This is a genomic window from Shimia sp. MIT910701 (genome assembly GCF_047126315.1).
In the GTDB taxonomy this organism is placed as follows: domain Bacteria; phylum Pseudomonadota; class Alphaproteobacteria; order Rhodobacterales; family Rhodobacteraceae; genus Shimia.
The window spans coordinates 1328984-1344411 of sequence record NZ_CP138953.1; the positions used below are offsets into that span (position 1 = coordinate 1328984).

At 56.7% G+C, this 15428-nt stretch carries 10 protein-coding genes and 1 tRNA gene; 8 read left to right on the forward strand and 3 right to left on the reverse strand.

The features are described 5' to 3' along the window. Positions 1 to 143 precede the first annotated feature (143 nt). From SIB38_RS06385 to SIB38_RS06400, 4 genes are all read left to right on the forward strand, one after another. Positions 144 to 1790 (forward strand): Na/Pi cotransporter family protein, encoded by a 1647-nt coding sequence (locus tag SIB38_RS06385; RefSeq protein WP_412551649.1) that lies wholly within the window; start codon positions 144 to 146, stop codon positions 1788 to 1790. A gap of 151 nt (positions 1791 to 1941) precedes the next feature. Beyond that, complete coding sequence (locus SIB38_RS06390; protein ID WP_412551650.1) at positions 1942 to 2442, forward strand: AAA family ATPase; 501 nt, start codon at positions 1942 to 1944, stop codon at positions 2440 to 2442. A 431-nt stretch (positions 2443 to 2873) separates the two neighbouring features. After that, positions 2874 to 5150, forward strand: coding sequence for an ATP-binding protein (locus SIB38_RS06395; protein ID WP_412551651.1), 2277 nt, complete (start codon positions 2874 to 2876; stop codon positions 5148 to 5150). 163 nt (positions 5151 to 5313) lie between these two features. Continuing rightward, entirely contained in the window at positions 5314 to 7839 is a 2526-nt protein-coding gene (locus tag SIB38_RS06400; RefSeq protein ID WP_294116242.1) for a Hint domain-containing protein, read from the forward strand. 69 nt (positions 7840 to 7908) lie between these two features. Here SIB38_RS06400 and SIB38_RS06405 read toward each other — a convergent pair whose 3' ends face one another. Both SIB38_RS06405 and SIB38_RS06410 read right to left on the reverse strand, forming a co-directional pair. Then, entirely contained in the window at positions 7909 to 10098 is a 2190-nt protein-coding gene (locus tag SIB38_RS06405; protein WP_294116243.1) for a calcium-binding protein, read from the reverse strand. A gap of 661 nt (positions 10099 to 10759) precedes the next feature. Next, positions 10760 to 10833: transfer RNA gene (locus SIB38_RS06410), tRNA-Cys, on the reverse strand. Between the two features lie 260 nt (positions 10834 to 11093). Between SIB38_RS06410 and SIB38_RS06415 the strand changes: the two genes are divergently transcribed. The 3 genes from SIB38_RS06415 to SIB38_RS06425 all read left to right on the forward strand — a co-directional run bounded on the left by SIB38_RS06415 (position 11094) and on the right by SIB38_RS06425 (position 14201). Next, positions 11094 to 11747: a protein-L-isoaspartate O-methyltransferase family protein gene (locus SIB38_RS06415; protein ID WP_412551652.1), complete on the forward strand. Its 654-nt coding sequence runs from the start codon at positions 11094 to 11096 to the stop codon at positions 11745 to 11747. Between the two features lie 42 nt (positions 11748 to 11789). Further along, positions 11790 to 13202 carry a TolC family outer membrane protein gene (locus tag SIB38_RS06420; RefSeq protein WP_294117864.1) on the forward strand — a complete coding sequence of 471 codons (1413 nt, stop codon included), beginning with the start codon at positions 11790 to 11792 and terminating at the stop codon, positions 13200 to 13202. A 72-nt stretch (positions 13203 to 13274) separates the two neighbouring features. Further along, positions 13275 to 14201, forward strand: a complete 927-nt coding sequence (locus tag SIB38_RS06425) for a hypothetical protein (RefSeq protein ID WP_294117862.1) — start codon at positions 13275 to 13277, stop codon at positions 14199 to 14201. A gap of 90 nt (positions 14202 to 14291) precedes the next feature. On the opposite strand, the gene SIB38_RS06430 is transcribed toward SIB38_RS06425, so the two are convergent. Continuing rightward, positions 14292 to 14612, reverse strand: coding sequence for a DUF6280 family protein (locus SIB38_RS06430; protein WP_294117859.1), 321 nt, complete (start codon positions 14610 to 14612; stop codon positions 14292 to 14294). Positions 14613 to 14831: 219 nt separating this feature from the next. On the opposite strand from SIB38_RS06430, the gene efp reads away from it, so the two are divergent. Further along, the gene (efp, locus tag SIB38_RS06435) at positions 14832 to 15395 is read left to right on the forward strand and encodes an elongation factor P (protein WP_294117858.1); all 564 of its coding nucleotides are present in this window, start codon (positions 14832 to 14834) and stop codon (positions 15393 to 15395) included. Positions 15396 to 15428 lie beyond the last annotated feature (33 nt).

Consider the following 15428-nt stretch of genomic DNA (forward strand, 5'->3'; position numbering starts at 1 on the left):
ACCGTCGGAGATCTCGCAATGCGGGCATTTTGTTGGACAATGCCTACATTGGAATTGGCAGCGGGTACCTTCACGCTCGGTCGTGCGGGGTGCGGACGTAGCGTAAGCGGCCCAATAAGAAGAAGTGGACTTAGACACATAACATGCTCCTTTTCCTGATTAATATTGCAGGCGCAGCGGCGCTTTTGATTTGGGCGGTGCGTTTGGTGCGCACGGGAATGGAGCGGGCCTTTGCGGTGCAGCTCAGGTTGTGGTTGCGGCGGTCAGCGAAGAACCGTGGATTGGCGGCCAGCGCGGGGCTGGTGGTGTCGATGCTGCTGCAAAGCTCGACGGCCGTGGCGATGTTGGTGTCCAATTTTGCAGCCAATGGCTCAGTGTCGGTGTCCGTTGGGCTGGCGATTATTCTTGGGGCGGATGTGGGCTCAGCATTGGTGGCGCAGGTGCTGTTGGTGCGGCATACCTGGTTGATCCCGTTGTTGCTGGTGCTTGGTGTCGGGCTATTTTTGCGGGGCCAGCAGCGGCGCGTACGGCAGACGGGGCGGATCCTGATTGGTCTGGCGCTGATTTTTGTGTCGCTGGACATGCTGCGGGCGGCCACGGCGCCGGTGATGGAAAGCGAAGCGGCGTTGCGGATGTTGTCCTATTTGGGGGCGGACTTGTTTGCAGCCTTTGTGATTGGCGCGGTGTTTGCCTGGATGGTGCATTCCAGCGTGGCGGCGGTGCTGTTGTTTGTGACCTTGGTGGCGCAGGGCGCGTTGCCAACCGAGGCGGCGATGGCGATGGTTTTGGGTGCCAACCTTGGCGGCGCGATGATTGCCTACGTGCTGACATTGGCCGCAGAGCCCGAGGCACGACGGATTGTGGTGGCCAACCTGGGCCTGCGGGGCGGTGGCGCGGTGCTGGTGCTTTTAGGGCTGCGGTTTGTGGAGGTGGATTTAACGTGGCTGGGAAGTTCGGCCGCGACGCAGACCATCAACCTGCATCTGGTGTTTAACTCGGTGCTCTGTGTGCTGGCGCTGCCGTTTGTGGACTTGTTTGCCAAAATCGCTGGCCGGTTTGTAGCCGCGCCGGTGGCGGATGAGGCGGCGATTGCTTCCGCTCTGGACCCAAGTGCGCTGGATACGCCGGCCCGCGCTCTGGCCAATGCCTCGCGTGAGATGATGCGTATGGGCGAACGGGTGGAAACCATGTTGATCGCCGGGCAACGGTTGTTTGACACCTGGAGTGATGCCAGCGCCGAGGCGATCCGGGCCAACGATGCGGCGGTGCGCAAAACCCATCAGGAGATCAAGCTCTATCTGGCGGAATTGAACCGGCATGAGTTGGACAAGGCGACCGTAAAGGGCGCGATGGAGCTGTCTTTGCTGGCCTCCAACCTTGAGGCGGCGTCTGATGTATTGGCGCGCAATCTGGTAGAGCTGGCGCGGCGGATGGATTTGGAAGGGTTAAACTTCTCCAGTGCGGGGCGGCAGGAGATTTGTGATTTTCATGACCGGGTGCTGGCCAACGTGCAACTGGCGTTGAGCGTGATGATGGCGGGGCAGCCGGATGACGCCCGTGAGCTGGTGGCGCAGAAGGAAAAGGTGCGTGGCGTGGAGCAGAAGCTGCAACGCAAGCATCTAAAGCGCCTGCATGAAGGGCTTTCCGAAAGCATCGAGACCAGCAATATCCATCAGGAGACATTGCGGGTGCTGAAGCAGGTGAACACGTCCTTTGCCATGGTGGGGTATCCGATCCTGGCAGAGACCGGCGATTTGCTGTCGAGCCGCCTGTCGCCCGCGGAGAGTTGAGCGCACTCGGGCTGGACACGGGCGGCGCTGCTTTTTAAGCAGGGGCATGGAGTTTTGGTTTTTCAAAACGGTGGGCATTAGCAACCCGGTCTGATCTTTCGGGCCGGGAGTTTGTGTCGTTTTCCAAATCCATTCTGACTGGGGAGGCCCCATGTCTCTGCACTTTTCGAAGTTTCACCTTGTTTGCGGCTATGCCGCCTCCGGCAAATCCACTTTGGCACAACAGTTGGCGCGGGATCATGGCGCGATTGTGCTGTCTGAGGACCAATGGCTGTCGGCATTGTTTGAGGAGGAATTGCATTCCTTGGCTGACTACGTCCGGTGCACTGCGCGGTTGCGGCGGGCTTTGGGGCCGCATGTGATGGCCTTGTTGCAAGCGAAACAGGCTGTGGTGATGGATTTCGCCGCCAATACAGTTGAGGCGCGCGCCTGGTTGGTTGGGCTGGCGCAAGAGGCTGGCGTGACACCTACGTTGCATTTTCTGGATGTGCCGCAGGAGGTCTGTTGGCGGCGGGCACAGGCGCGCAATCAGGCGGGCAGCCATGAATTTCAGCTGTCCAAAGACCAATTTGATAAACTGGCTTCCCATTTTGAGCGACCAGATGAGGTCGAAGGGTTTGATCTGGTCTTGCTCCAATCCGACCAAGTTTAGCCGATTGACCGCGACGTTACGGCTTTTTGTAACTGTTGCGAGATGCAAAATGCTGGGCCATAGTCCGCGCGACGACGCCTAGAATGGGCGAAACAAGAGTCGCAACTGTGGTTTTTTGGCTGCGTTTTGAACATCTTCAAGGCGCAATTCTCCTGTGTCTTTGAGAGATGTTGGGGTGAGTCGCCAAGATTCTGCCAACAAGAAAAAGACGGAACAGAGGAGAGGTTAGGGGCAGATTGTCTCCGGTCGCAAGGCGGCCAGATTGGTTGTATACCTGATATTACCGGGAGTTGTGCTTTTTTTTAAGGTGCGCCCGAGGGTGGCGAGATGCGCGAATCTACGACTTAGGTAGAAAAACGCAGCCTCAGCGAATGTTAACCTTTTGGAGGCTTTACTTTCCGCGAAAGCGGAGCCGTAGCCTGAACACCCAAATGAAAGACACTTCCACCGTATTCAGCCCGATTGCGCGGCCTTCAGCACAGGAGTCTTACCTGCGTACGCGGCGTAAGCTTTTGCTGTCGTACGCGGACGAACGCGTGAGCCGGCTGTCTGTGCGACTGGTGCTCTACACCTTGGGGTGCTCGATTGGCTACTATGCGGTGGATTTTCTTCCTGCTTTGTTGAGCTATATCATTCTCCTAACGGGCGATGCGATTGATTGCCTTGTCTTGCGCACAGTTGTGCGACGGGAAGCACTGGTCGGCAGTTTGAAGCGGGGGCAGAGATGGGCCACGAGCACCAGCGCCTTACAAGGGCTTACGGTGGTGGCCGGGGTGTCGGTTTACTATTTCAAACTTGGGGACACCGCCAATATCCTGTTTGTGATTGGTGCTTTGGGACTAGGGGCGGTCAACGCAGCCATTGTCTTGCCCAAGAATCCTGCGGCGGCGTTCACGCGACTGACTTTCTATATCATGGCCCCCTTTTTATATGTGGGGCTTCAGGCGCTCTGGTCGAATAGCTGGACGCCTTTTGTCATGATGGATGTGGCAGGCACCATGCTGGTGTTCTGCATGTTGTATATGTTCCTCGCTTTTACCAAATCGGGATTGAGCAACTTCCGAATTACGCAGGATTTGGAACGTCAAAAGGCCGAGATGAAGGCCATGTATGCCCGCATGGACAGAGATCGGACAGAGTTGCAACAGCTGTCTCTGGTGGCGCGCAATGCTAATGACAGTGTGATCATTACGGATCGTGAAAGGCGGATTGTCTGGGTCAACGACGCCTTCACACGGGTGACAGGATTTTCCTTTGCAGAGGCCAAGGGTACCATCATTGCCGACTTGTTGACCGGTGCGGATCAGGCGCTCAAGGCGATCAACACCATTGATCTGGCGGTCGAGGCCGGGCAGCCGTTTCGCGGCGAAGTGCAGAATGTGACCCGTGATGGGCGCAAGATCTGGCTGGATGTAAATCTGTTTCCGATCCGGGGCGCGGATGGTGAGCCGGAGTTCTTTGTGTCCATCGAGCGGGACGTCACCGAGAGCCGCAAACTGGCCGTCCAGATGGGGCAAGCACGTCAGGCGGCGGAAGAAGGTGCACGGGCCAAGGCGGAGTTTCTCGCCAATATGAGCCATGAAATCCGCACGCCTCTGACCGGCGTGATTGGCATGGCGGACTTGTTGTCAGAGACCAATCTGGACGAGGAACAGGGACGCTACACGGATACAATCCGCGGCTCTTCTCAAGCTTTGATGGCGATCATCAATGATATTCTAGACCTGTCCAAACTGGATGCGGGCCGGATGGAGTTGCATCCGGTGAGTTTTGCGCCACGTACCTGTGTGCAGGAAACACTGGATCTGTTGACCCCGGCCGCCCGCAGCAAGGGGCTGGAGCTCTGCTTTGAAATGGAAGGCAATGCGCCGGAGTTTGTCAAAGCTGACGACGGGCGCCTTCGGCAAGTGATTACAAACATTGTAGGCAATGCGATTAAGTTCACCGAAGAGGGCGGCGTGTATCTGAAATTGAGTCATGAGGCCGATTCTCAGGGCAGCCGACTGGTGTGTGAAGTGGCTGACACCGGGATAGGTATCTCTGAGGAAAATCAGGCCCACATTTTCGACCACTTCACGCAAGCTGAGGCAGCCACAACTCGTAAATTTGGCGGGACGGGGCTGGGGTTGTCGATTTCCAAACACATTCTGGATGTGATGGGCGGATCGATTTCCGTGGAGTCTAAAGAGGGCGCTGGTGCCACATTCCGCATGGCGTTTCCTTATGAAGAGGCGGAGCGCCCGGCGGAACTGCCGGGAGGCGGAGACGAAGCGCCTAAGACGCTTGCGGCGGGGCTACGGGTGCTGGTAGCGGAGGACAAGAAGACCAACCGGTTCCTGTTGAAGAAATATCTGGCGGACCAACCCATTGAGCTGGCCTTTGCCAAGGACGGCGTTGAAGCGGTGGAGCAGGTGCAGAGTTTTGCGCCTGATCTGGTGTTTATGGACATGTCGATGCCGCGCATGAGCGGGATTGAGGCAACCCATGCCATTCGTGAGCTGAACATCGTGCAGCCGTCCATTGTGGCTCTCACTGCGCACGCGTTTGACGAGGAAATGCAGGCCTGTCTTGATGCGGGGATGGACGACTTCCTGACCAAGCCTATTCGCAAGGCGGTGTTGCTTGAATGGATGCTGCGCTTTCAGGCGCAACTGTTGGATGAAGGTACTGCCAAGTCCGATGTGCCTCCGATTGAAGGGGCTGCGTAAGGCGTGAGCGACTTAAAAATAAGGGGTTCAACCCTAGGTAGGCACAATCAAAAATCTTTCAAAAATTGAAACTGTTTTGCCCAAAACCGCCACGAATTTCTTGCCGGTGAATTAACGCACGCCCTTTAGATCGAGCCTCCAAACTGTTTCTGGAGCCTTGGTCATGGCCACAACCTTTGATGTATTCTACCTCGGAACCTTCGCGGAGCTTGATCCGGTTGAAGGCAACAATACGTCCGAAAATGCGTACGACCTGGTGGGGCAAACACTGGGCAGCGCGGCTGATCCACTGTCCGGCAATGTGGTCAGCATGAGCCAGTACGGGTCCAACAGCGGGTACTACTACATCAACAACAATGCTGGAAATCACCAGTTCCAGATTGAAGGTGGCGCGGCGGTGACGTTTGACGGGTTGGTCGATTACAATGCGACGATCACCTACACCGATGGCACCACGGCCAATATCACGGCGGTGGTGTTTCAAGCCACGGATGGGCAGACATTCCTGGCGCCGGAATACACCAACAACTCAGACCAAAGTGCGCTTGAGGCAAAAGCGATCCAGTCGCTGACTTTGAACGGTGTTTACAAAGCGGGGGACAACCTGACCGCCAGCCGGGCGGACGGGGATTACGTTGTGACGGACGGGGAGGTCGACGGCTCCGAGGCCGGCGAAGATATGCGCACGGGCTATACGGATGCGGAAGGCGATCAGGTCACGGATGATGGCAATGTGATCGATGCTGCGGGTGGGAATGATACGATCTATGCCGGTGAAGGCAGCGATACACTTGAGGCTGGCGAGGGAGATGACTTTCTTGTCGCCGGCGGCGGTGATGATGTTGTCGACATGGGCGCGGGGGCGGACGTGGCCTCGGGTGGCATGGGCGATGACAGCCTGTCTGGCGCTGCGGGCAATGACACGTTGCAGGGCGAAAGCGGATCGGACACGGTGCTTGGCGGCGCTGGTAATGACTGGATCAGTGCCTCCGATGGCTTTGACGTGGTGTCCGGCGGGGCTGGCGATGACATTATCTATGCCGGGTCGGATGCGGATACTGTGTCCGGCGGTGATGGGCGGGACACCATCTATGCAGAATCCGGGGACGACTTGGTAGAAGGTGGCGGCGGCGGCGACTTCATTTCTGCCGGTATCGGCAATGACACGATTTACGGGGATGCCGACAGCAACACCGAGTGGCAGATCCATGCGAGCTGGAACGCCTATTACCTCGGCACAGCGGGCGACTTGGATGGGGATGAAAGCGCTGGCTACACCAACAATGCGGCGAGCATTCTTGGCAGCTATGGCGCGGCTGCCGATCCTTTGTCGGGGCACATTGTGCGTGTGGATATCAACGACCTTGATGGCGACGGTGGGGTTGATGAAAACGACGAGATGGCTGTTGGCGCCACTTCCGAAATGTCGATTGATGGCGTGCAGCAGGTGATGGATTCCAACGCCAGCTACAATGCGACCGTGACGTTTGAGGATGGTTCAACCGGCTCGTTTACAGCGGTTGTGTTTCAGACTGTTGATGGCAAATTCTTCCTCGCACCGGAATACACCAACAATGCCGACATGGAGCTTTTGTCCAGCAAGCCGATCCAGGCGATCTCGTTGGACAGTGTCTATTCGGACAACAACTATCTGGTGGCGGATCGCTGGGACGACATTGATCCGGAAGCGGGCGGAGATGACACCATTTATGCCGACAATGGCGATGACGTGGTCTTTGGCGAAGCGGGCAATGACACGATCTTCGGCGGCGGGGGCAGCGACACGCTGGATGGCGGCGCAGGTGACGACAAGCTGCTGGGGGGCAGTGGCGACGATGTGTTTGTGGTCAGCGGTGGCAATGACACCATTGGCGATTTCAACACCGGCAACACCGGCGCGCTCAACGATGGCGACAGTAGCAACAACGATTTTGTTGACCTGAGCGGGCACTATGACTCCATGCATGAGCTGCATGCGGATATGGCGGATGATGGTGTGCTCAACCAGTCCAACACGCTGGATGCCAAGGGCAATGCGGTGGACTATTCCGATAACACGCAGTTTGGCGATGGCAGTCTGAGTTTCATCGGTGATGTGCAGCTGACGGCGGACAACACCGGCGTGGTGTGCTTCACCACCGGCACGATGATCCTGACGCCGCAGGGTGAGCGCCCGATCGAGAGCCTGAAGCCGGGCGATATGGTCACCACGATGGACAACGGGCCGCAACCGATTGTGTGGATTGGCAGCACATCCCTGTCGGGCCATCAGTTGCGCGCACAGCCGAAGTTGCGGCCAATTCATATCAACGCCGGTGTGCTAGGGGCGGACCGTCCGCTGTTGGTGTCACCGCAGCATGGCGTGCTTTTGCCGGGCAGCGATATTCTGGTGCGGGCGACCCATTTGCATCGCTTTGTCAGTGGCACACGGGTGGCGCTGGGCAAGCAGGAGTTGACTTACTTCCACTTGATGTTTGAGCGCCATCAGATTGTGTTTTCCAACGGCAGCCCCAGCGAAAGCCTGTATCCGGGGCCGATGGCGTTGCAGGCGATGAACGCGGAGGCGCGGGCTGAAATCGACACGCTGTTTCCCGGGGTGTTGGGTATGTCAGTTCGGAACAAGGTGGCGCAGCTTTATGGCGACACGGCCCGCGAGGTGCTGCGCAAGCCCGGTCAGGACGTGGCGTGAGCTAACGCAAATGCAAAACGGGCGGTCTTAGGAAAAGGCCGCCCGCTTTGTGTGATTGCCGAGAAGGCTTTAGAGTAGAAAGCCGTCGTTGGCGAACTCACCAAAAGTGGTGTTCTCAATTACTAGCGTGTCGCCGTTATCAGCGGTCAGCACAAGATCGTTGCCAGAGTGTCGCCAAAGCGCAATGTACCCGTCTCCGTTGGTGTCCCGGAACCCAACAAACCAGACCGTGTCAATATCATCCTCAAAGTCTCTGATGGTGTCATTGCCATCGCCGTAGCTAAAAATGAAACTATCTGAACCAGCGCCGCCATCGAGGCGGTCATTTCCAGTGCCGCCAGTTAGTACATCGTTGCCATTTCCGCCCAATAGGCTGTCGTTGCCCGAGCCACCATCGAGCGTGTCGTTGCTGCTGCCGCCGTCAAGGCGGTCGTGGCCAGAGCCGCCATTGAGTTTATCGTTTCCGCCGCGGCCGTAGAGCCGGTCGTTGCCACCAAAACTATTCAGCGTGTTGGCCCCGTCGGTGCCATACATTCTGTCAGCCCCGGTGCGAGACCCAGAGGCGCCTTCAAAGTTACGGATTGTGTCGTTTTCGCCTAAGGAACCAGAGACGGTGTTGGCTCTCAGATCGATGACAATGCCGTTTTTGCCGTCTATGTAGCTGATGTAATCCCATCCCGAGCCGCCATCGAAGCTCTCCTTGCCGCCTGCGGCTTTCACAAAATCGTTGCCAGAGCCAAGATCGACAGTGTCGTCGCCTTTGCCCGCGTAGACTTTGTCATTGCCGCTGCCGGAATAGATCTTGTCATTGCCGCCGTAGGTTTTGATCTTATTGGCACCTGAGGTGCCGTAGATTGTATCATGCCCAGTTTTGGAACCGGAGACGTTTTCAAAGCCACTGATTACGTCGTTGTTGGCCCAGGAGCCAGACACGTCATTGGTGGACAGATTTACCGTCACACCGCCGGTGCTGTCGTAGTAGCTGAGATAGTCGTTGCCGTTGCCGCCGTAGAACTCTTCTTTGCCGCCCCCCGCTTTTACGTAATCGTTGCCATCGCCGAGATAGACTTTGTCCGAGCCTTTGCCGGCGTAGACTTTGTCATTGCCGCCATAGGTCTTGATGGTGTTGGCGCCAGAGGTGCCGTGAATGCGGTCATGCCCGGTGCGGGAGCCGGACACGCTTTCAAAGCCACTGATGGTGTCGTTGCTGGCCCAAGAACCAGACGCCTCGTTGGTGGCGAGGTTGATCGTCACCCCGTTTTTACTGTCATAGTAGCTGATGTAATCCTTGCCAGCACCGCCGTGGAATTCTTCACGACCGCCACCACCCACGCGGACGTAGTCATTGCCGTCTCCCAGGTACACGACGTCGTTGCCCTTGCGGGCGTATACCCTGTCGTTGCCATCCGCGGCATGGATCGTGTCGTCGCGGCTGGTGCCAGTTATGATTTCATCGGTATCGTCGCCGAAGATTTCGCCTGCAGCGGTAACCTTTGCGGTGTAAGAACCTAGATGGGTCAGATTCAATTCGTCTTCACCATATCCCCACCGATGTTCCACAGACACGTAGTAGGTTGCGGTCTCGGAGATGGTGAGTTCAATCCTGCTCAATGAGGAGGCGCTGGTGCGGGCAATGACATTGCCGTCGGCGTCCAGAATCGACAGGGGGATGTAGTCCAGGCCGTCGCGGTCTCCACCAGGTGTCACATCGATAGAGTAAGTCTCGCCGGCGGTCAGGGTCACGGCAAACATATCGACATCATAGCGATAGTCGATGCTGCCGGAGAACTCGGTGCCCACCTCAGCGGCGGTTGCCTCGGCAATTGTCCCACCAAAGTCGTCAAAGATCTCATTCACAGTGAAGGTGTAGTCTACCGGCTCGTTGATTGACCAAGAAAAGTGATCCGCGCGGATGTAATATGTGTCGGTCACATCTGCCAGCAGCGGCACATTTGCCCCTTCTGTCTCATACCACTCTTCTTGGGTATAGGTGTCGGTGTCCGCATTATAGCTGTAACGGTACAGGTCGATCTGGAATGTATAGTAGTTCAGGATCGTGTGGCCGGAATCATCCGTATAGTCAAAGTTGAACTCATAGATCTTGCCGGCCTCCAAGGTGACCGCAAACATATCGTAATCACGCTCTTCAAACGTGCTGGTGACGGTTTCGCCCACAGTGATTGAGCGTGCAGTTGCAGGGGTGTTGCCAATGTCAGCGGGCGCGGTCAGGGGGCTGAACGTGATGTTTTCAAGAGTCATGGGGAGCCTGGATCAGTTATGTTCTTTGAAAGTGTTTTTTAGCACCGTTTTCGCGGGCAACTTTGTGTTGGAGAGTTTTTGTCATTTCAATCATCTCAAAGATGATCTTTGCGACGGCCGATTGCAAGGTTAATAAATGGTTAACGACGCGGCAAAGGAGAAAGATTCCCGCACCAAGCGCCCATATCATGCTCTAGGTTATTGGCCGCCGGTACAAAAACAATCGTTCTGTGGGAGCAAGGCCAACCAAGTATCAACAATCAACTTGAACCAGTCGGTTGAGGTTGTTCACTAACGCGATGGTTGTTGATGCCAGTATCGTTCAGCTTTTCGGGATTTTTCTCGAGCAAGGATTGAAAGTAGCGCTTAACCAGATTGCGAAAGTCGTCGTGACGAAGTCTTGCCAAGTCTTCTCTTCCCTGAATGTGCAGACCGCAGCATGTTAGATATCGGGCGTGGGTTTCAGCTCGATTGTGGCAGTGAGTCTTTGGAGAGATACGAACCGTAGTATTTTCTTCTTAAAAGGTCTGGGAATGGGCCACCTGAAGTAACAGACGCCATGGCGAGACCGAGACAGTTAGTAGTGCAAGTTCATTGGACAAGGTACCACTTTGTGTCACTCCCAAAGGTCTAATGTGTAAGACGCCGATATGGAAACAAATGGAGGCGAGTACCGGAATCGAACCGGTGTACACGGATTTGCAATCCGCTGCGTCACCACTCCGCCAACTCGCCATCCGTGGTGCTCTGAAGTGATGCTCCAGAGTGGGCGCATAAATGGTATGAATCTTGGGAAGGTGCAAGCCCCTTTTTGAGGGCGTTTTGCAGACGGGCATCTCAATGACGTTTCGGCAAGGCTGGACCTTAGGCGGGGCAGGGGCTTGATATGGCGCGTAGAGTTGTCACATTCAGGGAAAAGACAGGCGCTGACCGTTGCTGAGCACGCGCGGTTGTGGCAAGAGAACGCAACACGAGTCTGAGCACATGAGAAATCGATGACCGACTATGCCACCCTCCGTACCACTATGGTTGATACGCAGATCCGCCCGTCGGATGTGACCAAGTTCACTGTCATCGAGGCCATGCTGAACGTGCCGCGCGAGGCCTTTGTGCCTAACAGCCAGCGCGACGCGGCCTATGTGGACACCTGCGTGACGCTGGACAAAGGGCGGGTGGTGCTGGATGCGCGCACCTTGGCAAAGATGCTGGACGCGCTGGATATTCAAAACGACGAGCTGGTGCTCGATGTGGGCGCGGGGCTTGGCTATTCCTCTGCTGTGATTGCGCGGATGGCGGAAGCGGTGATTGCCGTGGAAGACGACGAAGGCCGCGCGTCTGAAGCGCAGATCACGCTGAGCGAGCAAGGTGCGGACAATGCCGTTGTGCATCAGGGGGACCTGGTGAACGGTGCGGCAGAGCACGGCCCGTATGACGTGATCCTCTTGCAGGGCGGGGTTGAGGCGCTGCCTGAGGGGCTTCTGGCACAACTCAAAGAGCGTGGCCGAATTGCCGCGCTGTTTGTGGAAGGCGCTTTGGGGGTTGTGCGCGTCGGCTATAAACTTGATGGTGACATCAACTGGACCTTTGCGTTTAACGCAATGGCCCCCGTGATGCCCGGGTTCGAGAAACACCGGGCTTTCCAATTATAAGGTCCTGATAAGCGGACCAACGACACGCAGGAGGCAGCAGCCATGTTCCAAAAGGTACACAAAGCGGTTCGACACGGTGCGCTGGCACTGACGGTTTCGGCGGTTTCATTTGGAGCGGCGCAGGCGCAGACGCTCTCGGATGCCCTAGCCACGGCTTATGAGCACAGCGGCTTGCTGGAACAGAACCGGGCGCTGTTGCGGGCGGCGGATGAAGATGTGGCGGTCACGCAAGCACTGCTGCGGCCGATCATCAACTGGTTTGGCAACGTCAACTATGATTACGGCCGCTCCACACAATCAAATGCAGCGGGGACCTCAGGTTGGACACCTTATGCCAACATCGGTGTGTCTGCGGATCTGCTGTTGTTTGACAACGGCAACTCCAAGCTGGCCGTGGAAGCCGCCAAAGAGACCGTTTTGGCGACGCGTCAAGGTTTGGTGTCGGTTGAGCAGACCGTGCTGTTCAATGCGGTGCAGGCGTTTATGGATGTTGTGGCCGACGATGAACTGGTGAAGTTGCGGCTCAACAACCTGCGTTTGCTGGAGCGGGAGTTGCAGGCTGCGCAAGACCGGTTTGAAGTTGGTGAAGTGACACGGACCGACGTGGCACTGGCGGAAGCCCGTTTGGCCGGCGCGCGAGCGCAATTGGCGGCGGCCCAGGGTGACTTGGAAGCCAGTAAAGAGTTCTACGCAGCAGCCGTTGGTGAGCGTCCGGGCAACCTTGTGACGCCACGCAGCTTGCCAAAAGCGGCCGGATCTCTGGATCAGGCAAAAACCGTGGCGGTGCGGTCGCACCCACAGATGTTGCAGGCGCAGTACCAGATTTCGGCCTCTGAGATTAACGTGCAGCGGGCGCGGGCGGCAATGGGGCCAACTGTGACTTTGAAAACCAACATTGGTACGCGTCGCGATTTTGATTCGTCGGTCTTTTCAGATTCTGCCCGAGTCGGTGTCGAGTTGGGTGGCCCGATTTATCAAGGTGGCCGTCTGTCGGCTCTTTTGCGCCAGTCCATGGCACGGCGTGATGCAGAGCGGGCGAACCTGCATGTGGTCCGTCACAACATTCGCCAAAACGCGGGTACCGCTTGGGCGCGGTTGATCGCCGCGGGTGCGCAGATCCAGGCGAGTGCCCGTCAGGTGGAAGCAGCGCGGATCGCCTTTGAAGGCGTACGTGAAGAAGCCAAGCTGGGCGCCCGGACCACGTTGGACGTATTGACTGCTGAGCAAGATTTGCTGGACGCGGAAGCCGATCGCATTGATGCGCAAGCGGTACAGATTGTGGCGGCCTATGCGGTTTTGTCTTCCATGGGGCTTCTGACCGTGGATCACCTGAACCTGCGGGTGGAGCGTTATGATCCGGAAGCCTACTTCAACATGGTGAAAAACGCACCGGCCCTGCGGTCTGAACAAGGTAAAAAATTAGACCGTGTGCTTAAAGCAATTGGGAAAGAATAACATTTTTCCTATCTGTTGTATGGCTTAGCGGCAGAGGCTACACTCTTCGTGAGGTAAGAGTGGTGAATTTCTATGTCCGATCCAGTGACCAACACGGAAATCGAAGATGTTTTGACGTCTATCCGCCGGCTTGTGTCGGAGAATCGGCCTTTGCCAGACGCGGTTAAAGACCAGGCACCGGCACGTCCCGTGGCCTTTGACACGTCTTCAGCGCAGGACGAAAGTGCAGAAGATGAGACCCCTGTGGCGGAAGCGCCATTGGCTCTGGTGCTGACACCTGCGCTGCGGGTTGAGGACGCGCCTGACGCCGAGGGTGATGTCGATGCTGATGAACCGCAGGACGTTGTCGACGAATCGGATGATTTGGACGAAGTCGAGATTGACCCATCTGTAGATGTCGACCAGGTGGCAGCGAAGGTTGAGCCTGATGCTGTGGAAGCCGTCGACGCCGAGCAAGATCAGGTTTCCGTTGAATCTGAAGAGGTTACGCTGGAGGGTGCCGAGGCCTCACTGGATGAAGTGATGGTCGAGGTGGGCTCTGGAGATGAGGCTGTTGTGTCTGAGGACGAGGCGCCATTGTCCTTTGAGGCAGTGAGCGATACCGCGCCGGAAGAGGCGATGGATGAAGAGCAGCCGTTTGATTTCAAACAGGTGCTGGAAGCCCGGATTCATCAGTTCCGCGATGCCACCTCAACGGACGATGTGACTTATGATCCGGAGGTCGATGCGGCACCGGATATGGCGGATGCGGTGATGGACGAGCTGCGCGCGCATATGCCGGAAGAGATTGCCGACGCAGCAGAGATTGTGGACGCCGAAGCGCTGTCTGAGGCGATGGAAGAAGCCGCCGAAATTGACGAAGCGATGCTGCGTGAAATGGTGGCCGACATTGTGCGCCAGGAGCTGCAGGGTGCGCTGGGGGAGCGCATCACCCGCAATGTGCGCAAGCTGGTGCGGCGCGAAATTCACCGCGCATTGGCGGCGCACGACCTCGGATAGGTTAACGCGGTCGCGGCTATACAGACATTCAGACAACAAAAAACGCGCCCGTTTGGGCGCGCTTTTTGTTAGGCAGCTTGCAGAAAGTGCTTAGGCAGCTTCGGCCTGTGCAGCGGCGTTGCGGCGCTCGCTTTCTTCGCGCGACAGCGCAACAGAGGTGCGGACACCTTTGCCAACAAATTCCATCAGGCCTTCGACCACACGTTCGTTTGGGTCAATACCTGCGCAGGACAGCACTTCGCGACCGTCGCGGGACCGGGCCCAACGGGCAATCTGTTCCGGGCCGTTGCCGTATTTCTTGTCATCCGCAATGGCATCGTCCAAGGCCGCGAGCACCACAGCTGCGAACAGCTTGCGAGCACGGTTGCCTTGTTCATTGTTGTATGCCGCTGCATCAACGAAATGGGTCATCTCGTCGTCCTTGTGTTATTGCTCTTGTATTTTCGGCGTGGCGCTCCTTATGACGCATCCAAGCCGATTCGGATAGTCCTCAGATGCATAGCTTCTATGCGGAATTTGCATAGCATTCTGCGGATTTTTCCCGCGACAGGTTGTCTTGCCACCTGTCGACTGGGCAGATATAGGAGGCTAAACACTCCGATCAACCTTTTTTGCTTAGGTTTTCTTAATATGCCCAAGATCAACGGTAACGAAATTCGCCCCGGTAACGTGCTGGAGCACAATGGTGGTCTTTGGGCCGCTGTGAAAGTGGACCATGTGAAGCCCGGCAAGGGCGGTGCATTTGCACAGGTCGAGCTCAAGAATCTGCGCAATGGCTCTAAGCTGAACGAGCGTTTCCGGTCTGCTGACAAAGTGGAGCGCGTGCGTCTGGAGCAGAAAGACCAGCAATTCCTTTATGAGGATGACGGCATGCTGATCTTCATGGACACTGAGACCTATGAGCAGAACCAGATCCCTGCGGACCTTTTGGGTGATCGTCGTCCGTTCTTGCAGGATGGCATGACCATTGTTGTGGAATTCCACGAAGCTGAGGCATTGAATGCGAGCCTGCCGCAGAAAGTGACCTGCAAGATTGTGGAGACCGAGCCTGTTGTGAAGGGCCAGACCGCGGCGAATTCGTTTAAGCCAGCGATCTTGGACAATGGCGTGAAGGTTATGGTGCCTCCGTTTGTGGGCCAGGACGAAAGCATCGTCGTGAACACCGAGACCATGGAATATTCTGAGCGCGCATAAGTCGCGCCCGGACATGTATCCCCGCGCAACTTG

Bases quoted from the DNA above. Each gene is read 5' to 3' on its own strand.
- SIB38_RS06395 (WP_412551651.1), top strand. From the start codon at position 2,874: ATGAAAGACACTTCCACCGTATTCAGCCCGATTGCGCGGCCTTCAGCA.
- SIB38_RS06385 (WP_412551649.1), top strand. From the start codon at position 144: ATGCTCCTTTTCCTGATTAATATTGCAGGCGCAGCGGCGCTTTTGATT.
- SIB38_RS06390 (WP_412551650.1), top strand. From the start codon at position 1,942: ATGTCTCTGCACTTTTCGAAGTTTCACCTTGTTTGCGGCTATGCCGCC.
- efp (WP_294117858.1), top strand. From the start codon at position 14,832: ATGCCCAAGATCAACGGTAACGAAATTCGCCCCGGTAACGTGCTGGAG.
- SIB38_RS06415 (WP_412551652.1), top strand. From the start codon at position 11,094: ATGACCGACTATGCCACCCTCCGTACCACTATGGTTGATACGCAGATC.
- SIB38_RS06430 (WP_294117859.1), bottom strand. From the start codon at position 14,612: ATGACCCATTTCGTTGATGCAGCGGCATACAACAATGAACAAGGCAAC.
- SIB38_RS06425 (WP_294117862.1), top strand. From the start codon at position 13,275: ATGTCCGATCCAGTGACCAACACGGAAATCGAAGATGTTTTGACGTCT.
- SIB38_RS06405 (WP_294116243.1), bottom strand. From the start codon at position 10,098: ATGACTCTTGAAAACATCACGTTCAGCCCCCTGACCGCGCCCGCTGAC.
- SIB38_RS06400 (WP_294116242.1), top strand. From the start codon at position 5,314: ATGGCCACAACCTTTGATGTATTCTACCTCGGAACCTTCGCGGAGCTT.
- SIB38_RS06420 (WP_294117864.1), top strand. From the start codon at position 11,790: ATGTTCCAAAAGGTACACAAAGCGGTTCGACACGGTGCGCTGGCACTG.